Origin of the sequence: Nocardia pneumoniae NBRC 100136 (assembly GCF_000308755.1) — a bacterium.
GTDB classification, from domain to species: Bacteria; Actinomycetota; Actinomycetes; order Mycobacteriales; family Mycobacteriaceae; genus Nocardia; species Nocardia pneumoniae.
The window spans coordinates 159,062-175,900 of the sequence record NZ_BAGF01000041.1 but is presented as its reverse complement, the minus strand read 5'-3'; the positions used below and the strand labels follow the sequence as shown (position 1 = coordinate 175,900).

The window sequence follows — 16,839 nt, the reverse complement described above, 5'->3', positions numbered from 1 at the left end:
GGGCGCGAGCATGAATGATGCGTATTCGTCATGGGCTGCCCGGAATTCATCCGAAGAGCTCCCGCTGGCCGCGCGCTATCAGAGCGCGGATCCGATCCGCTGGCACGGCAGCTCGGTGTACCCGATGTACACCGAGCAGATCGGCCCTTCGCCCACGACCGTCACGGTGACAATGCTTTCCGCGGCGCCGCCCGCCGGGCTGCGCGGGCTGGGGATCGGTCTATCCGTCGTCGACGGCTATGTGGACTTGCACGGACGGTCGCTGGCCGGAGTCGACGCGTGGAGCGACGCACTCGCCGAGGGCGTCGGCTTCCGCGTGACGCCGACGGCCCCGAGCGCACTGGTGACTCTCACCCCGGTATGGGTGGACGAATTCGGCACCCAGAAGTCCTGGACCGGCAATTACGGCATCGTCGTCGAGCACCGGCCCGAGGGGCGAGTCGTCTTGTGGTGCAGCATCGGCGAGGGGCCACCGAACTTCGCCAACCTGGTTGTGGAGGTGTCGACCGCTCCCACGGTCGTCGCGCCGGAGGCGCCCGTCACGAACGCGCCCGCGACGACACCGATGGCCGTGAGCGCCCCAACAGCTCCGTCCGCGTCCACCGAAGGTCCTCCTGACGCGCCGACGATGCCGGTTCCCCGCATCGACGCTGCTCCACCGGTAGGTGCATCCACCGCTACCGCCGGTCCGGCCGCGGCCGACTCCGCTCAGGCCGGGAATGGCCACCCACCCGCCAACGGACAGTCGGCCTCGGCCCGACGCGCGGGCAGGCTCTTTACAAATCTGCAGTCGTCACGGGCCGCTCGGCCCGCCGAGGAAGCTCCGCCTTCTGGCCCCGGCTCGATAGGCGGCGACACGTTATCCCCAGTGGATCCGCCACACCTAGGCCCCCACCCGCTCCACGCTGCCGGTCCACTGCTGACGAACACACACTCCGCGGCAGATTCCTCGTCAGCCTCCAGCACACCGAACACTCAGCCCGCAGCAGATGACCCGGGCACTGGTTCCGCCCCGGAACCCGCGCCCACGCCCTCCGCACCGGAAGTCCCGCGGCTACCACCGGTCGACGCTCCCAACCCGCTGGCCGCACCTCCAGTAACGGACACCCCGCGCACGGTTTCCAGCCCCGCGGATGCTTCGGACCCTCCTTTCGGCCCGCCGGTCGCGACACACCCCGCGACGTATCCCTGGGATTCGGCACCGAGCCCACACGCGTTGAACCCGCATCCCGCGGGCGTGCCTCAGCGTTTGCTGGGCCCGCTGCCAGCGACCATGCCGAGCGCGACGAATACGACCCACCCCGCTTCCGGCCCGTCGCCTCAGAACACGCGACCACCAGCAGGAACGACAAGCCCCGCCGCCAACCCACCGGTTCCGGATACCGCGAGCGATCCGCCGTCGCCACCGCAGCTCGGCGAACGTTCCGCGGCAGTCGATCCGCCGCGGCCCGTGACCGTGACCAGCCAGTCGAGCGACCCCGGCTATCGCGGCGCGCTCTATGATCTCGGCGTCGCCATGTCCACCATGGGGGAGGAAGAACAGGCCTGTGGCCTGTGGGCACAGGCCGCCGAGTCCGGGCACGCGGGCGCCGCGTACGAACTCGGGATGGTCCGGTACCGGCACGGTGATCCGGCCGGGGCCGAATCCTGGTGGCGCACCGCCGCCGACCGCGGCGAACCTCGCGCCATGGCCGGACTCGCCGATCTGCTGGACCAGCAGGGCAAACACGCCGAGGCCGATTCCTGGCGGGCCTACGCCGCCGAGCGGCAAGCCTCCGGCGTGCTCGGTCAGGCGACGTCCGGCTGACTACCACGAACGGAAAAGAACTGGCACTTGCCTGCGAGCATGCGTAGGTTGCGGGGCATGGGTAGTAGTGGCGGTGTGAACGCCGCATACGCGGTGGGCGGGTATTACATCCGTCTGCGTAGGGCGGCCTGGGCTCTGCCAGCGCACCGTACCGCTTCGACTTCCTGATCCACTCGATCGGAATCCACGCCGACGGCCGATAGGCGCCGTCGGATCCATCGTGCCCTGGCATGGGTCCGGGCGAATCAACCTTCCTGATTCGACCACTCCTTCGGAGGACACCCATGTCCCGCCATCGCCCCCTTTCGCCTGCTCGAGGCAACAGGCTCAGCACACCGAGCACCCGAATGCGGCTGTCACAGAACTTTCTCATCGATGCCGGTGCCGCCCGCCTGATCGTGCGCGCCTCCGGTGTCGGCGCCGACGACCTCGTGGTGGAGATCGGACCCGGTGACGGCATGCTGACCCGATACTTGCTCGGTGCGGGAAGCCGCGTCCACGCCTACGAGAAGGACCGCCACTACGCGGATCTGCTGCGCCGCAAGTACCCGGGCGGCCCGCGAATCCATGTGTACCGCAAGGACTTCCGCACGGTGCGTGCACCACGGGAGCCGTTCGCCGTCGTGGCCAACGTGCCGTTCGCCAGCACGACCGACATCGTCCGCTGGTGCCTGGCCGCGCGGCGGCTCACCTCCGCCACCCTGCTCACCCAGATCGAGTTCGCCCGCAAGCATTCCGGCGACTACGGCCGCTGGACCAAGCTCGCCGTCAGCCATTGGCCCACGACGGCGATCGAACTCGGCGCGCGTATCGGCAGGCACAGCTTCCACCCGGTGCCGCGCGTCGACACCGCCATCCTCCGGCTGCGCAACCGGCCCGATCCGCTGCTGCCGCCCGAGCTGATCGGCGACTACCGGAGGGTGGTCGAGCTCGGTTTCTCGGGAATCGGTGGTTGCCTGGCCGCGTCACTGCGCCGGGAGTTCCCGGCCGCCACCGTACGTGCCTGCTGCGCGGTAGCCGGAATTCCGCTGGACCAGCCGGTCGGGCTGGTTTCGGCCGATCGCTGGCTGGTCCTCTACCGGGCACTGCGCAGCTGAGCGGAAAGTAGCCGCGGGCCGGCCGCGGCATCTCGGCGACGAGCATTCGCCGGAGATGACGCGGCCGGCCTACCCCTGCTGGTCGACCCCGGCAGCCACATTGATGCCGATATCGTCCAGCGGCGGACCATATCCGCGGTCGAGCCCGGATCCGCCCAGGTGGCGGATCGATCAGGCCGACAGCGGCGTGAAGTCGCGGCTGCCGATGTAGCCCGGCCGCGGCGCGGGAGCGGCGAACGGCTCGACGAGAGTGTTCTCCACGCTGTTGAACACCACGAAGATGTTCGAGCGAGGAAACGGCGTGATGTTGTTCGACGATCCGTGCATCAGGTTGGAGTCGAACAACAGCGCCGAGCCGGCCCGGCCGGTGAACTGGCTGATCCCGTACCGGTTCGCCAGCGCGGTGATGTCCTCGGTGGTCGGTACCCCGATCTCCTGCTCCTGCAACGACTCTCGATAGTGCTCGGCCGGGGTGCTGCCCAGGCACGGCACGAAAGTGCGGTGCGAGCCCGGCATGACCATCAGGCTGCCGTTGATCGGATAGTTGTCGGTCAGCGCGATCGACAGGCTCACCGCGCGCGGGGCGGGCATCCCGTCCTCGGCGTGCCAGGTCTCGAAATCCGAATGCCAGTAGAAGCCGGTGCCCCGGAAGCCGGGCATGTAGTTGACCCGGCTCTGGTGCACGTACACCTCCGATCCGAGCACCTGCTCGGCCAGCCGGAGCACCTGCGGCCGGCGCACGAGCTCGGCGACGGCCGCGCTGAGCTTGTGCACCTCGAAGATCGAGCGCACGCGGTTCGACGACTTCTCCACGATGAGCCGGTCGTCGTCACGCAGCGCGGGATCCCCGGCGAGCCGGGTGATCTCGCCGCTGAACTCGGCCACCTCTTCAGCGGTGAGCAACTGGTCGAAGATGGCGAACCCGTCGGCGTCGAACGACGCGAGTTCCGGGCTGTCGATCTTCCCCCAGACCGTCGGGTCGGCGCGCTCCAAGTGCGGAGCGGGTGTGCCGAGCCGGGTCGGGTAGCGGTCGTAGCGGGCGGTCTCGGGCCGGGTATCGGTGTGCTGCAGAACCATTGGTGTGCTCATCCTCCGATCGTCGCGGCGACCAGCGGGTAGACGCCGTTGCTGTCGTGAACCTCCTGCCCCGTGACCGGCGGGTTGAACACGCACATCATCCGCATCCGGGTGCGGACCTCGAGGCGGTGGCGTTCGTGTCCGTCGAGCAGGTACATCGAGCCGGGCGCGAGTTCGTACCTGACGTCGTTGTGCAGATCGGTCAACGTGCCCTCGCCCTCGATGAGCCACACCGCCTCCACGTGGTGCAGGTAGTGGAACTCGTGCACCGTACCGGCGTCGATGGTGGTCTCGTGGAAGGAGAAACCGACGCCGTCGCCGCCGAGGATGATGCGCTTGCTGCGCCAGCCCTCGCCGTGGACGTCCCGCTCGGTGCCGGTGATCTCCGCGGTGCTGCGCACGATCATGCGACCGCCCCCATTCCGCCGCACACCGACTCGACGGCCCCGGTGAGCACGTGCAGGCCCTGATCCAGTTCCTGGTCGGTGATCGTCAACGGCGGAAGCAGCTTCACCACCTCGTCGGTGGAACCGGACGTCTCCACCAGCAGCCCACGCTCGAACGCGATCTGGCAGACCTTGCCCGCCTGCGAGGGATCCTCGAACACTACGCCGTGCACCAGTCCGCGGCCGCGCGTGGAGACGCCGGGGAAGTATCCCGCCAGCTCACCCAGGGCGCGTGCGATCCGCTCGCCCTTGGCCTGGGTCGCGGACTGGAGCGCGTCGTCGGACCAGAAGTGGCGCAGCGCGGTGGTCGCGGTGACGAACGCCGGGTTGTTGCCGCGGAAGGTGCCGTTGTGCTCGCCCGGCGACCACTCGTCCAACTCCGGCTTGAACAGCACCAGCGCCATCGGCAAGCCGTAGCCGCCGATCGACTTCGACAACGTCACGATGTCCGGGGTGATACCGGCGACCTCGAAGGAGAAGAACGGTCCGGTGCGCCCGCAGCCCATCTGCACGTCGTCGACGATGAGCAGGATCTCCCTGGCCGCGCACAGCTGGGCGAGATGCCGCAGCCATTCGGCGCGCGCCACGTTGACGCCGCCTTCGCCCTGCACGGTCTCCACGATCACCGCGGCGGGCCGGTCGAAACCCGACGAGGTGTCGTCGAGAACCTTCTCCATCCACTGGAAATCGGCGGTGGTGCCGTCGAAGTAGCCGTCGTAGGGCATGTGCGCGGCGTGCACCAGCGGCACTCCCGCCCCCGCGCGCTTGGCGGCGTTGCCCGTGACCGACAGAGCACCGAGGGTCATGCCGTGAAAGGCGTTGGTGAAGCTGACGATCGTCTCGCGGCCGGTGATCTTGCGCGCCAGCTTCAGCGCGGCCTCGACGGCGTTGGCGCCGGTCGGGCCGGGGAACTGGACCTTGTAATCCAGGCCGCGCGGCGCGAAGACGGTGTCGCGCAGGGTCTCCAGCAGCTCCCGTTTGGCCGCGGTGGACATGTCCAGGCCGTGGGTGATGCCGTCACCGGCGATGTAGTCCAGCAGCGAGCGCTTGAGCACGTCGTTGTTGTGCCCGTAGTTCAGCGCACCGGCGCCGGCGAAGAAGTCCAGGTAGTCCTTGCCTTCCTCGTCGCGAAGCCAGCTGCCCTTCGCGGTGGTGAACACGGTGGGCCAGGCGCGGCAGTAACCGCGCACGTTGGATTCCAGACTCTCGAAAACGGTGGTGTCGGCGTTGATCATCGGTGATCCTCCTCGGTGGTGCGGGCGGTCGGTGCGATCCGATACAGCTCTTCGGATGCGTGGCTGTCCGGGAAGTCGCCGGCATCGAACAAGGGGCTCGTGGTGATGTCCGCTCCCCTCGCTCGCGCCACCGACGTGAACATGGCGATGGACGCCGAGTTGTCCGGCGAGATCGTCGTTTCGAGGACCGAGATCCCCTGGGCCGCGACGCTGTTGAGCAAGGTATGCAGCAGCTGAGCGCCGATGCCGCGGCCGCGCTGTGCGTGATCCACCGCGATCTGCCAGACGAAAACGGTGTCGGTCGCCTGCGGGCGGACGAATCCGATCACGTATCCCACTATGTGGCCGTCCAGCTCGGCGACCAGCGAGGTTCCGGCGAAGTCCCGACACCACAGCAAGTAGGCGTAGCTCGAATTGGCATCCAGCACGGCGGAATCCTTGGCGATCCGCCACATCGGTGCGCCGTCGCCCAGGCGGGGTGTGCGCAGCACCACGGCGGGCCCGATGTTGTTCCGGGATGGAGTGGCGCCCAGAGCGGCCGCGGCGTGTTCGACGCGCGATCGCTCGATCTCCGCTGGGGACAGGGTTGGCAGTGACATACAACTCCCTCGTCGGGTCAGCAGTACTTATCCAGGCTTGCGAAGCGACTTTGAGCTGAAGTGGTCGACTTCTTTACGGTCGTGTTACGGATGGATGTCGCCCAACCGGGGCAGGCGCACGACGAATCGCGCGCCGCCGCCCGGCCGCTCGGTGCAGTCGACCCGGCCGCGATGCGTGGCGACGGTTTCGGCGACCAGCGCGAGGCCGATCCCGGTCCCGTCCGGCGAGCGGCGACCGCTGCGCGCGGTCGCGAATCGTTCGAAGATGCGCGTCCGGTCCGCGTGTGGCACGCCGGGCCCGGCGTCGTCCACGGTGATCACCGCGTCGGTGCCGTCGCGATGCACGGTGAGCGCGACCACACCGCCGCCGTGCCGGTCGGCGTTGTGCAGCAGGTTGGCCACCGCGCGTTCCAGCTCCAGCTTGCGGCCTCGCACGGTGACGTCCTGCTCGACGGTGAGCAGCTCCGCGGGATAGCGGCGATTGGCCAGTGTGTGGGTGAGCAGGTCGCGCACCGACAGCGGCTCGGCGTCGCCGTGGTGCATGCCCGCCTCCACCCTGGCCAACGCGAGCAGATCGTCCAGCAGCCTGCGCAGGTGGTCGACCTCGGCGGTGACCAGGCCGACCGCGCGCTGGGAACGTTCCGGCAGGTCGCCGCGATGCCGATTGAGCACGTCGACGCTGGCCATCAGCGTGGTCAGCGGGGTGCGCAACTCGTGGCTGACGTCGCCGAAGAGGCGATGCTCGCGTTCGATGCGCCGCTGCAGCGAGTCCACCATGGAGTTGAACGATTCGACCGTGATGGCCAGGTCCTGGTCCGCGGTGGCGGGCAGTCGCAAGTCGAGGTCACCGGAGGCGATCCGCGCGGCCGTCCCGGCGAGCTGATGCAGGGGGGTCAGCACCCGCCTGCTCGCCCACCAGCCGACCGCCGCGCCGATCAGGGTGACCGCGACGGCACAGCCGATCAGGACGTTGCGCAGCAGATCCAGGTCGGCGTTCAGGTCACCGGACGACTCGGCGCCCGCGCGCTGCCGCTGCGACTCCAAGTAGCCGCGGCTGATGACGAACACCGACACGACCAGCACCAGCGACATCAACGCCGCGATGGCCGCGAACGCGGCCGTCACGCGGCCGCGCAGGCTCCAGGCGCCCGGACTCCAGCGTTTCGCATCGATGCGGCGCTCAGCGCCGCACATCGAGGCGGTAGCCGAGCCCGCGCACCGTCACGACGACGCGCGGGTCGGACGGATCCCGTTCGATCTTGGTGCGCAGCCTGCGCATATGCACGTCCACGATCCGCTCGTCACCGAAAAATCCACGGTCCCAGACACGTTCGAGCAATACGGTGCGGCTGAGCACCCGGCCGGGTGACTCCGCGAGCTCGCACAGCAGCCGGAACTCGGTGAGCGTGAGCCGGATCTCCTCGTCGCCGCGGCGCACCACGCCGCTGTCCTGCGCGAGCACCAGCGGAGCCGTGTCGTCGGCCTCCAGCACCATCTCCTGGGGCGTCTCTCGTTCAGCGGTCAGCCGGGCGCGCCGGCGCACCGCGCGCATGCGCGCGGTGATCTCCTTGATCTCGAACGGCTTGGTGACGAAATCGTCGGCGCCCGCCTCCAGCGCGGCCACCACGTCGTGGGTGTCGTCGCGAGCGCTGACCACGATGATCGGCACGTCGTGGTCGCGGCGGATCTCCCGGATACATTCGAATCCGTCCATACCGCCGAGCATCAGATCGACGATCATCACATCGGGCACGCCGTTGCTGCGCAGATGGGTGAGCGCGTCCTCGGCTTCCTCCGCCTCGTCGACGTCGTAGCCCTCATCCTCCATCGCGAGGCGTAACGCACCACGTACCCGGTCGTCGTCTTCCACGATCATCAGGTTTGCGCTCAAGACCTTATCCCTTGCAGACATGCGGAAGCGCGCGTCACATGCGGATTACCGCATCCCCATACCGACGCGACCTTCCGCTTTCGAGCAACCTTGCTCGCTTTCAAGTACCCGGGCGTCCCGGCCGGTAAACGTCCGGCAGACCGGCGCGGGAGCTCATCCGGGGGTCCACCCACGCTATATGGCCCACCGATGCGGCAGTGATCGGGTCATCGGCGGACGCGGGCATCCCGCTGGTACACGAACCGCGCAGCACACCGTTCGGTACACGAAATCCACTCGGCCACAGCTGTTTTCGTTTGCACTCTGCGCAATGTCGGCGCGGCCGGGAACCGCTGGGCACACCCCCGAGCCCGCGTTCGCACTGTGCTCCGCGTCACCGCCTCCGGAACCTACCGCCAGCGGTGACGGGACTCACCCCGGTCACAGCGGCCCAGCGGCTACCGCGGGGCCTCGAGGCGGTTGAAGTTACTCGGCGATCCGTCGGCGGTGCGCTCCTGATACCAGAAGCGCAGCTTCCTCGCGTCGAAGGTGGCGAACCATTCGTCCCATCCCACCCGGCGCAGCACGGCGCCCCCGTACCCGGGGAAGTCGAACCGCAGCTTTCCGAGTCGTCCGTCCTGCTCGGTGCCCGGCACGGTCGCGGGCCGGGCGCCTCGCTGCTGCGCCCAGCGACGGATGACGTCGTGATTCCTCGTGACGGAAATCCCCTTGGCCTGGGGCGGCGACGCAGAACCACCCGGCCTCAACTGCGGATTCCGGGTGCCTGGTCGGCGCTGGTCGGTCATGACGAGCTCCTAGAGCCATCGGCATCTGTTGTCCGGCTCCTGAGTGACTACCCGGGGGACATACTCCGCAAACTGGTCGGCCGAACCGTCCGTAATCCCCGCACCGGCCCGGTTCGGCCCGCAATCGCTGGGTAACCGCCCGGTGATCGGCCTCTGCGCACGGCGCATCCGCCGCAGCGCGGCGCCGATCAGGAAACGAGGAGGAGTTCGATGCGCAGTGTCAGCACGGCGCGGCCGGTCCCGGATCCCGTTCCGCCGACGCCCGAGCCCGACCCCGTGCCGCCCATTCCGGAACCGGATCCGGTGCCGCCGATTCCGGAACCGGATCCCATACCGGATCCGAATCCCGTTCCACCGGGACCCGGTCCGCTGCCGCCGGTGCCAGGACCGATCCCCCGGCCACCGTCCCCGGGACCGCCGCCGCCTCCGATGCCGGGCCCGGGCGGACCGCCGCCGGACCCGCACCCACCCGGACCATCGCCGGACCCCATGCCGCCGAATCCGGTGTAGGCGCCGAACGCTCAGTCGCGCAGCGCCTGCTCACGCAGGGAGTTCAACGTCCTGGACAGGATGCGCGAGACATGCATCTGGGAGACACCGAGGCGCTCGGCGATCTGGTTCTGCGTCAGCGACTCGAAGAATCGCATGATCAGCACCTGGCGCTCGCGCTCGGGCAGCTCGCCGATCAGCGGTTTCACCGCCATGAAGTCTTCGACCAGGTGATAGGAGGGCTCCTCGGTGCCGAGGCTGTCCAGCAGGGGCAACGGGGCGTTCTCGATGTCGTCGCCGGCGACGGCGTCGATGGACGAGGACTGGTAGGCGTTGCCCGCGATCAGCGCCTGGGTCACCTCGACCAGATCGACGTCCAGTTCCGCGGCGATCTCCCTGGCCTTCGGCATCCTTCCGAGCCGCTGCGAGAGCGTCTCGACGGTCGCGCCGATGCTCAACTGGATCTCCTTGGTCCGGCGCGGCACGCGCACGGCCCAGGTGTTGTCCCGGAAGTGCCGCCGGACCTCGCCCATGATGGTCGGCACCGCGAATGACAGGAACGACGATCCGCGCGCCACGTCGAACCGGTCCGCGGCCTGCACCAAGCCCAGCCGCGCGACCTGGAGCAGGTCGTCGAAGTTCTCGCCGCGCCCGGAGAACTTCCGCGCGATGTGCTCGGCCAGCGGAAGGCAGCGTTCGATGAGTTCCTGGCGCATCGCCTCGCGGCGGGGATCCTCCGGGGCCAGGGCTGCGATCTTCTCGAACAGCGGTTCGATGTTGTCGTAGCTGTCGCCGCGCGATCTCGACTCACCCGTCATCCGCGGCACCCCGCACCCAGCTGAAGTCGATCACCGTCGGATACCCGCCCAGCATGCCGTCGTAGGAGCCCTGGGCCGCCGCGATCGAATCGGTCAGGGTCCGCACGATGTGCCAGCCGAAACCGGCCTGGCCGATCACCGATTCCGAGACCGCGACCGAGGAGACGTGCACGAACATCTTGTCGGCGTCGTAGGTGAACTCACAGTCGAGCATCGAGCCGGGCACCGCGTCCAGGATCAGCGAGGTCGCCACCTCGTCCAGCGCGAGCCGGATGTCGGTCACCTCGTCCAAGGCGAAGTCCGCGATGAGGGCGACGGTTTCCGCGAGGGCGCGCAGCATGGTCAACTGCTCCGACTGCGCGGGCACGCGTACGCCCACGGTCGTCGTCTCGGTAGAGGATTGGGAAATCCACTCCCCCATTGCCCATCACCACCTTGTCCTCGCAGCCGCCGCGCGGCGGCCTGGATACCGCGGGGTCTTCCCGAGCCGCCGAAACACCGCACTCGCCGCGGACGTGAAGCGATCAACCGCCGCGCTCCTCGGTCGAGGACGTACCCCGCGCCGACGGATCGAAACCCTGGTCAGTCGCTGTCGATCCGCTCGTGGGCGGTGAGCAGCAAGTGGTCGAACTCGGTACGCAGGCCGACCGTGGGGCCGGTCAGCCCGGGCAGATCGGCGACCAGTCGCGCGGCCAAGGTGCGCAGCTTCACGTTGGTCTCCTGCGAGCGCCAGCTCAGCACCCGGAACGCCTGCTCGGCGCTGATGCCGTAGACCAGCATGAGCGCGCCTTTCGCCTGTTCGATCACCGCACGGGCGGCGTACAGCTCGGGCAGTGCGTCGTCCAGCGTTTCCTGCCGGTGTTCCTCGAGCGTCTCGGTGACGTCGATGTAATACCCGGACGTGCCGACCACCTCGCCGGCCTCGTCCACCATGCGATCGGCGACGAGGATCACATGGTGGACTTCGCCGGTGGTATCGATGATTCGATGCCTGCTGGAGAACGGCTCCGCGTGATCGATCGACCTCGCCAGGGCACTGGCCACCGCGGCGCGGTCCTCCGGGTGCTTGTGCGTCAACAGCAAATCCGTCGTCGGAGTCACCGTTCCCGGGCGGTAGCCGTGGATCAGAGCCACCTCATTCGACCATTCCCAGCGCTGATCGGCGAACCAGAACCGAAAACTGCCGACGCTCTGCGGCGTCCCCATCTCGATCACGCGGTCCAGCGCGACGGTTTCCTCGCGCTGGACCGAACCACTCTCACTCACAGCAGAAGTATCGGCTGCCCGCGCGGGCGGTGCGAACGGATCGGGACGCGTTCCGACGGCAGGCGGGTTCCGCGGCCGAGGTCAGCTCATGCGTCCAGTGCCGTCCGCATGGAGGGATACTGCGGGAAGAGCGATCGCACGCCGGTGACCTCGAGAGCCCGCTCGACTCCCGATCCGCCCGCGACGATCCGCAGATCGGGACCGCTGGATACGGCCCGCCGGAGCGCGCCGAGACGCACTGCCGCGCGCAAACTCATGAACCTCGCCGCCCGCAGATCGATCACAACGGCATCGCACGGTGACTGGAGCGCTCGGTCGACCGTGGCGAAGAACTCGGCCGATACGGCGGCGTCCAACTCGCCTTCGACGCGGACCACTACACATTCGCGGCGGCGATCCACCCGCTGTGCCCACAACCGGTTGTCGCGCCTACGTCCTGGTCCCGAACCGTCGAGATGCACGCCTTCGGCATGCTCCCGTAGCAGAGAAATGGCAGACAAGTCGAACCTCCCATCCAGGGGATTCCAGCTCGTCGCGTCGGCTGGGGACGAGGGGCGGCTCCTCGAAGGTGAATCGGTTGCCATGCCGTCCCATCGACCGGCTGCGCCGTGCGTCGAACCGGGGTCGGCTGTTATCTCAACCTCCCTACAGTGTGGCACGACCCGCCCGTTCCCGACAGCGTTCGGCGGGAGAACCTCGCACCGCCGGTATGCCCGCGGACGGGGTGATCCATTCATCCGGCCGTGGTCGCGCGTCCGAGAGGGTTTCAGCGGCCCGTCTCAGGGCATATCCGGCACATATCCCCGAACGTCACGCGATGCCGGTCGTTGGGCAGCCGCGCGCATTCGCGCGCCCGGCGACGCCCGCGACGAGAACGGAGCAACCGGTGAAGATCGCCATGGTTTCCGAAGACGCCAGCCCGCTCGCCGAGGGAAGTCCCGCCGATCCGAGCGGGCGCGGCCCGTACGTGGCCGGACTGTCGGCGGCCTACACCCGCCGCGGGCACGACGTGACGGTCTACACCCGCAGTACGAACGGGGCGTCCCCCGCCGAGCACGTCGCCGACGACGGCTACCGCGTCGTGTCCGTCCCGGCCGGACCGCCCACTCCGCTGCCCGGCGACCGGACACTGCCCTACCTCGGCGAATTCGGCACGTTTCTGCGGCGGCACTGGGCCGCCGAGCAGCCGGACATTGTGCACGCGCACCACTGGCTGTCCGGGCTGGCCGCCGAGCTGGCGGCGCGGGCGCACGGCATCCCGGTGGTGCTGACGTTCCACGGACTGGGCACGGTGCAACGGCGCTGTGAAGGTCTCGCGGACCCGAGCCCGCGCTCACGGATCCGTTTCGAGCGGCTCATCGCGACCAGGGCGGCGCACGTGGTGGCCACCTGCTCCGACGAGGCGGTGGAACTGACCAGGATGGGGGTGCCGCGCTTCCGGACCTCGATCGTGCCGTGCGGCGTCGACCTCACCGCATTCGCCCCCGAGGGAGGCCGCGCCGAGCGGAACGCCAGGCATCGGTTGGTCGCGGCGGGAGAACTGCTGCGGCGCAACGGATTCGACGCGGTGATCAAGGCGCTGCGGGAACTGCCGGACACCGAACTGGTCATCGCGGGCGGCCCGGCGAGCGGCGAGGAGGACAACACCGAAGGCCGGAGGCTGCGCCGCGTCGCAGCGGATTGCGGTGTGTCCGACCGCGTTCGGCTGATCGGGCCGGTGGCGCGCCCGATGCTGCCGCGGCTGTACCGCTCCGCGGACGTCGTGGTGTGCACGCCCTGGTACGAGCCGTTCGGCACGGTGGCGGTGGAGGCGATGGCATGTGGCAGGCCGGTGATCGCGACGCCCGTCGGCGGCCTGCTGGACACGGTGGTCGACGGCGTGACCGGGCGGTTGGTCGCTCCCCCTGAACCGGACGCCATCGCACGTGCGGTTCGCCCGCTGCTCGAGGACTCGACGCTGCGGGAAACCTGGGGCGCGGCGGGCTATCAGCGTGCGGCGGGCCGCCATTCCTGGGATCGGGTGGCGGTCGAGACGCTCAGCGCCTACCACCGCGGTGCCCCCGCGCGAGCCGGGGAGGTCGTGTCCTGGGCCAGGTGAGCGATGACTGTGCTCAGAGATCGGTCGGTGTGCCGCGCCAGCGCCACGGCGCGATGAGCCACGCGACCAGGAACAGGGCGGCGAGGATGACTCCCGCGACCACGGCTTCGGCCCTTCCGGTCATATGGTCGACCACGAGGATCACCGCCCCGATCAAAGCGAGGCCCAGCAGCGCGAGCCCCGCCATCGCGCACCGATGCGCCGCGGCGACGACGTTGCCCAGTCGGTGCCGCCGAAACAGAATGCGATGCCAGGACACCGGCGCGACCAAGAAGACCGTCGCCCCCACGGCGGCGCCCAGGGTCGCGACGTACAGCATGCGCATGGCGTGCGACAACGCACCGAACGACGCCTCGAACGGCAGGATCAACAGCGCACTGAACAGGAACTGCACGCCGGTCTGCACGACACGCAATTCCTGGATCAGACTGGCCCAATTGCGGTCCAGTTGTTCGAGTTCGGTCTCACCACGCTCTCGGCGCGCCCACGCGTCGTCATTCTCTGGCACGCCGGGTCTCCTGGCGATTGCGTTTCTGGATCGCCTCGACCAGTTCGTCCTTGGTCATCCGGGAACGGCCGGGGATCGACAGCCGTCGGGCGACGGCCACCAGGTGCTCCTTGGGCGCGTTGGCGTTGACCCCTTCGGCGGTCTCCCCTTGCGCCCTCGGGCCGCCGCTCTCGGCGCGTTCGTCGGAGGGACCGCGACGTGGTTTCGGCTCCCAGTGGTCGCCGACCTTCTCGTAGCTGTGTTTCAACGCGGCGTAGGCGACGCGATGGGCGCGCTGCTCATTGCCGTCGTACTGTTCGAGCGCGGCGTCGTGCGCCTCGGCGAAGGTTCGCTGAGCCTTCTCGTCCGACCGGCGCAGGGTGCCCGGCAGCTCGGATTGCTTCGCTTCTCCGCGTGCCGTCGTCTTCGGCATGATCGCTCCCTTCCGTGTCCCGTCCGGTAGTCCGGAAGCCGCTCGCGACCTGTCTGCGCGGGCCCTCCGTATCCGGTCGCATACCCGGAGAAACCCCGATTAACCCGGCCTCTGCCGGGTACCACCGCTGCATGGTCGTGACCACCGATCAGTTGTTGCACGCGCTCACCCGCGCGGTGAACGCGCTCGCGCGCACCGATATCCGATTCGCGGTGGCGGGCGGCTGTGCGGTCTACGCTCGCGGCGGTCCGGCCTCGCAACACGATGTCGATCTCTTCGTCAAACCGCAGGACGTGGGGCGGGCGGTCCACGCGCTGACACGCGCGGGACTTCGCGCCTGCGAGCCGCCGGAGGACTGGTTGCGCAAGGTCTACGCCGACGACATCCTCATCGACCTGATCTATCGTCCGAACGACCGCGAGGTGACCGACGAACTGCTCGATCGCGCCACCATGATGCGCATCGGGCCGACCAAGGCTCCGGTGATCAGCGGCACCGACCTGATGGTGGACAAGATGCTGGTCTTCGACGCCCATCGGCTGGATCTCAGCCCGATCCTGCACATCGCGCGCGATCTGCGGGAACAGGTGGACTGGGAGGTGGTGCGCAAGGAGACCAAGGCGTCGCCGTACGCGCGTGCCTTCCTCGGCCTGCTGGATGACCTCGGCATCACCCGCACCGGAAAGGTGGAGTAATGGAGCAGCCGCAATACGTCGTCGCCCATCTGCGCCGCGCGTTGGCCGAGGATCCCCGCACCGCCGAACTCGGCGTGCAGGTGACCATCCGTGGCGATGTCGTGGTGCTCGGCGGCGAGGTGAGCAGCGAAGAACGCAAACAGCAGATGGAAACCGTGGTCCGCGAGCAACTTCCGCACGCGCGCATCCACAACGATGTTCATGTCACCCGCCCCGCGGCGCCCGTGGAAACCGAGACGCTCGAACCGGACCGGTCCGAAAGGAGTTGAGCGGCATGCGGATAGCCGCGGTCGGCGACGTACACATGGGCGTGGATTCGCGCGGGCAGTGGCGTCCGGCTCTGCGTGAGCTGCCCGAGCGGGCCGACGTCTTCCTGCTCGCCGGCGATCTGACCCGGCACGGCACCGTCGAGGAAGCGAAGGTCGTCGCCGCGGAGTTCGCGGACCTGGGCGTGCCGGTCGCCGCCGTGCTGGGCAACCACGACTACCACTGCGATGCCGAGCATGATATCGCTTCCGTGCTGGGCGACCACGGCATCACGGTCCTGGAAGGGACATCGATGACACTGGCCGTCGACGGGACAACGCTCGGGGTGGCGGGCACGAAGGGCTTCGGCGGCGGCTTCGCGGGCAAGTGCGCCAGCGTCTTCGGTGAACGTCTGATGCGCGAATTCGCCGGGCACACCGTGGATGTGGCCGCCACGCTGGGCAGTGCCCTGGCCGCGCTGGACACCGATGTCAGGGTCGCGCTCACGCACTACTCCCCCATCAGCGACACACTGCACGGCGAGCCGAGGGAGATCTACCCGTTCCTCGGGTCCTACCTGCTCGGCGAGGCGATCGACGCGCACGGCGCGGATCTGGCGTTGCACGGTCACGCGCACGCGGGCGCCGAGCGCGGCACGACTCCGGGCGGCATCCGGGTGCGCAATGTCGCCCAGCCGGTGATTCGCGCGGCGTACGCGGTCTACGACCTACACCCGGCCGCGGTCTGAGCGTGCTGGATCAGAAGTCGGTCGAGATGGCCTCTACCGTGCTGCCCGCCTCGGTGTTCTCCACGGTGGTGGCGACGTCCGCCTGAGCGATGATGCCGACCAGTTGGCCATTCTCCAGCACCGGCACGCGCCGTACCTGATGCTGGGACATCACCGACATGACCTTGCGTACGTCGTCGTTCGCGTCGACGGTGACCAGTTCGCCGCCGAGTTCGCCCGCGTCCACCCCGAGGGGGTCCTTGCGCTGGGCGATCACTTTGACGACGATGTCGCGGTCGGTGAGCATGCCCTTCAGCCGGTTGTCCTCACCGCAGATGGGCAGGGCGCCGACATTCAATTCCGCCATCCGCTGCGCGGCCGTGACGATCGTGTCGCTGGAACGGATGCATTCCACGTCGGGGGTCATGATGTCCCGTGCTGTTGTCATCGGTGTCCTCCTGGGACGTCTCGAGTTGTGCGAGCCCCCGAGAACCGGGCGACTCGCTCAGGTCGTACCCGCGTTTCGGATCCCTTAACGCGGGCATCCGACCCGTATGGCGGCCAGGATCGCCGACTGGAGCACTTCCGGCGCGAAGGCCGTCGCGCACCGAAATCGTTGCCGCTGAACAGAAAGGACAATCCG

General features: G+C 68.7%; 21 protein-coding genes. 6 read left to right on the top strand and 15 right to left on the bottom strand.

Annotated features, from left to right (window positions below):
- Window positions 1–402: 402 nt before the first annotated feature.
- Window positions 403–645, bottom strand: coding sequence for a hypothetical protein (locus ON34_RS13015; RefSeq protein ID WP_157172283.1), 243 nt, complete (start codon window positions 643–645; stop codon window positions 403–405).
- Between the two features lie 805 nt (window positions 646–1,450).
- Between ON34_RS13015 and ON34_RS13010 the strand changes: the two genes are divergently transcribed.
- Window positions 1,451–1,807: a hypothetical protein gene (locus ON34_RS13010; protein ID WP_040778895.1), complete on the top strand. Its 357-nt coding sequence runs from the start codon at window positions 1,451–1,453 to the stop codon at window positions 1,805–1,807.
- Window positions 1,808–2,154: 347 nt separating this feature from the next.
- Window positions 2,155–2,904 (top strand): 23S ribosomal RNA methyltransferase Erm, encoded by a 750-nt coding sequence (erm, locus tag ON34_RS13005; protein ID WP_245548011.1) that lies wholly within the window; start codon window positions 2,155–2,157, stop codon window positions 2,902–2,904.
- Window positions 2,905–3,075: 171 nt separating this feature from the next.
- Here erm and thpD read toward each other — a convergent pair whose 3' ends face one another.
- The 11 genes from thpD to ON34_RS12950 all read right to left on the bottom strand — a co-directional run bounded on the left by thpD (window position 3,076) and on the right by ON34_RS12950 (window position 12,010).
- Window positions 3,076–3,993 carry an ectoine hydroxylase gene (gene thpD / locus ON34_RS13000; protein ID WP_245548010.1) on the bottom strand — a complete coding sequence of 306 codons (918 nt, stop codon included), beginning with the start codon at window positions 3,991–3,993 and terminating at the stop codon, window positions 3,076–3,078.
- Window positions 3,990–4,388, bottom strand: a complete 399-nt coding sequence (locus ON34_RS12995; RefSeq protein WP_040778887.1) for an ectoine synthase — start codon at window positions 4,386–4,388, stop codon at window positions 3,990–3,992. Before ON34_RS12995 ends, thpD begins: the two co-directional genes overlap by 4 nt.
- A complete protein-coding gene (gene ectB, locus ON34_RS12990) occupies window positions 4,385–5,662 on the bottom strand; it encodes a diaminobutyrate--2-oxoglutarate transaminase (RefSeq protein WP_040778884.1) in 1,278 nt (425 codons plus the stop codon). The genes ON34_RS12995 and ectB overlap by 4 nt, the downstream gene beginning before the upstream one ends.
- Window positions 5,659–6,261: a diaminobutyrate acetyltransferase gene (ectA, locus tag ON34_RS12985; RefSeq protein WP_083889369.1), complete on the bottom strand. Its 603-nt coding sequence runs from the start codon at window positions 6,259–6,261 to the stop codon at window positions 5,659–5,661. The genes ectB and ectA overlap by 4 nt, the downstream gene beginning before the upstream one ends.
- Window positions 6,262–6,345: 84 nt before the next feature.
- Entirely contained in the window at window positions 6,346–7,386 is a 1,041-nt protein-coding gene (locus ON34_RS12980) for an ATP-binding protein (RefSeq protein WP_245548009.1), read from the bottom strand.
- A 55-nt stretch (window positions 7,387–7,441) separates the two neighbouring features.
- Window positions 7,442–8,152 carry a response regulator transcription factor gene (locus ON34_RS12975; RefSeq protein WP_040778878.1) on the bottom strand — a complete coding sequence of 237 codons (711 nt, stop codon included), beginning with the start codon at window positions 8,150–8,152 and terminating at the stop codon, window positions 7,442–7,444.
- 437 nt (window positions 8,153–8,589) lie between these two features.
- Entirely contained in the window at window positions 8,590–8,937 is a 348-nt protein-coding gene (locus ON34_RS12970; RefSeq protein WP_051022453.1) for a hypothetical protein, read from the bottom strand.
- 521 nt (window positions 8,938–9,458) lie between these two features.
- Complete coding sequence (locus tag ON34_RS12965; RefSeq protein ID WP_040778876.1) at window positions 9,459–10,244, bottom strand: RNA polymerase sigma factor SigF; 786 nt, start codon at window positions 10,242–10,244, stop codon at window positions 9,459–9,461.
- On the bottom strand, window positions 10,234–10,665 hold the full coding sequence (locus ON34_RS12960) for an anti-sigma factor (RefSeq protein WP_051022451.1): 432 nt from the start codon (window positions 10,663–10,665) through the stop codon (window positions 10,234–10,236). Before ON34_RS12960 ends, ON34_RS12965 begins: the two co-directional genes overlap by 11 nt.
- Before the next feature lie 161 nt (window positions 10,666–10,826).
- Complete coding sequence (locus ON34_RS12955) at window positions 10,827–11,450, bottom strand: PAS and ANTAR domain-containing protein (protein ID WP_083889380.1); 624 nt, start codon at window positions 11,448–11,450, stop codon at window positions 10,827–10,829.
- Window positions 11,451–11,596: 146 nt separating this feature from the next.
- Window positions 11,597–12,010 carry an STAS domain-containing protein gene (locus ON34_RS12950; protein ID WP_040778871.1) on the bottom strand — a complete coding sequence of 138 codons (414 nt, stop codon included), beginning with the start codon at window positions 12,008–12,010 and terminating at the stop codon, window positions 11,597–11,599.
- A gap of 386 nt (window positions 12,011–12,396) precedes the next feature.
- On the opposite strand from ON34_RS12950, the gene ON34_RS12945 reads away from it, so the two are divergent.
- Window positions 12,397–13,608: a glycosyltransferase gene (locus ON34_RS12945; protein WP_040779082.1), complete on the top strand. Its 1,212-nt coding sequence runs from the start codon at window positions 12,397–12,399 to the stop codon at window positions 13,606–13,608.
- A gap of 13 nt (window positions 13,609–13,621) precedes the next feature.
- Here the strand turns inward: ON34_RS12945 and ON34_RS12940 are convergent, their stop codons facing one another.
- The gene (locus ON34_RS12940; protein ID WP_085997065.1) at window positions 13,622–14,116 is read right to left on the bottom strand and encodes a DUF6328 family protein; all 495 of its coding nucleotides are present in this window, start codon (window positions 14,114–14,116) and stop codon (window positions 13,622–13,624) included.
- Window positions 14,103–14,528 carry a ChaB family protein gene (locus ON34_RS12935; RefSeq protein ID WP_040778865.1) on the bottom strand — a complete coding sequence of 142 codons (426 nt, stop codon included), beginning with the start codon at window positions 14,526–14,528 and terminating at the stop codon, window positions 14,103–14,105. Before ON34_RS12935 ends, ON34_RS12940 begins: the two co-directional genes overlap by 14 nt.
- Window positions 14,529–14,659: 131 nt before the next feature.
- On the opposite strand from ON34_RS12935, the gene ON34_RS12930 reads away from it, so the two are divergent.
- Genes ON34_RS12930 through ON34_RS12920 form a run of 3 tightly spaced genes read left to right on the top strand, consistent with a single transcriptional unit; the run spans window position 14,660 to window position 16,217 of the window.
- Complete coding sequence (locus tag ON34_RS12930) at window positions 14,660–15,223, top strand: nucleotidyltransferase (protein ID WP_040778862.1); 564 nt, start codon at window positions 14,660–14,662, stop codon at window positions 15,221–15,223.
- Entirely contained in the window at window positions 15,223–15,492 is a 270-nt protein-coding gene (locus ON34_RS36015) for a BON domain-containing protein (protein ID WP_040778860.1), read from the top strand. The genes ON34_RS12930 and ON34_RS36015 overlap by 1 nt, the downstream gene beginning before the upstream one ends.
- Window positions 15,493–15,497: 5 nt before the next feature.
- A complete protein-coding gene (locus ON34_RS12920) occupies window positions 15,498–16,217 on the top strand; it encodes a metallophosphoesterase family protein (RefSeq protein WP_040778857.1) in 720 nt (239 codons plus the stop codon).
- A gap of 10 nt (window positions 16,218–16,227) precedes the next feature.
- On the opposite strand, the gene ON34_RS12915 is transcribed toward ON34_RS12920, so the two are convergent.
- Window positions 16,228–16,644 (bottom strand): CBS domain-containing protein, encoded by a 417-nt coding sequence (locus ON34_RS12915; protein WP_040778856.1) that lies wholly within the window; start codon window positions 16,642–16,644, stop codon window positions 16,228–16,230.
- Between the last annotated feature and the right edge of the window lie 195 nt (window positions 16,645–16,839).

What these genes read in the sequence shown, in the direction of transcription:
- ON34_RS13015 (WP_157172283.1), bottom strand. Translation starts at nt 645, where the DNA reads ATGCGGGGAACCGGCATCGTCGGCGCGTCAGGAGGACCTTCGGTGGAC.
- erm (WP_245548011.1), top strand. Translation starts at nt 2,155, where the DNA reads ATGCGGCTGTCACAGAACTTTCTCATCGATGCCGGTGCCGCCCGCCTG.
- thpD (WP_245548010.1), bottom strand. Translation starts at nt 3,993, where the DNA reads ATGAGCACACCAATGGTTCTGCAGCACACCGATACCCGGCCCGAGACC.
- ON34_RS12995 (WP_040778887.1), bottom strand. Translation starts at nt 4,388, where the DNA reads ATGATCGTGCGCAGCACCGCGGAGATCACCGGCACCGAGCGGGACGTC.
- ectB (WP_040778884.1), bottom strand. Translation starts at nt 5,662, where the DNA reads ATGATCAACGCCGACACCACCGTTTTCGAGAGTCTGGAATCCAACGTG.
- ectA (WP_083889369.1), bottom strand. Translation starts at nt 6,261, where the DNA reads ATGTCACTGCCAACCCTGTCCCCAGCGGAGATCGAGCGATCGCGCGTC.
- ON34_RS12970 (WP_051022453.1), bottom strand. Translation starts at nt 8,937, where the DNA reads ATGACCGACCAGCGCCGACCAGGCACCCGGAATCCGCAGTTGAGGCCG.
- ON34_RS12965 (WP_040778876.1), bottom strand. Translation starts at nt 10,244, where the DNA reads ATGACGGGTGAGTCGAGATCGCGCGGCGACAGCTACGACAACATCGAA.
- ON34_RS12960 (WP_051022451.1), bottom strand. Translation starts at nt 10,665, where the DNA reads ATGGGGGAGTGGATTTCCCAATCCTCTACCGAGACGACGACCGTGGGC.
- ON34_RS12955 (WP_083889380.1), bottom strand. Translation starts at nt 11,450, where the DNA reads ATGGGGACGCCGCAGAGCGTCGGCAGTTTTCGGTTCTGGTTCGCCGAT.
- ON34_RS12935 (WP_040778865.1), bottom strand. Translation starts at nt 14,528, where the DNA reads ATGCCGAAGACGACGGCACGCGGAGAAGCGAAGCAATCCGAGCTGCCG.
- ON34_RS12930 (WP_040778862.1), top strand. Translation starts at nt 14,660, where the DNA reads ATGGTCGTGACCACCGATCAGTTGTTGCACGCGCTCACCCGCGCGGTG.
- ON34_RS36015 (WP_040778860.1), top strand. Translation starts at nt 15,223, where the DNA reads ATGGAGCAGCCGCAATACGTCGTCGCCCATCTGCGCCGCGCGTTGGCC.
- ON34_RS12920 (WP_040778857.1), top strand. Translation starts at nt 15,498, where the DNA reads ATGCGGATAGCCGCGGTCGGCGACGTACACATGGGCGTGGATTCGCGC.
- ON34_RS12915 (WP_040778856.1), bottom strand. Translation starts at nt 16,644, where the DNA reads ATGACAACAGCACGGGACATCATGACCCCCGACGTGGAATGCATCCGT.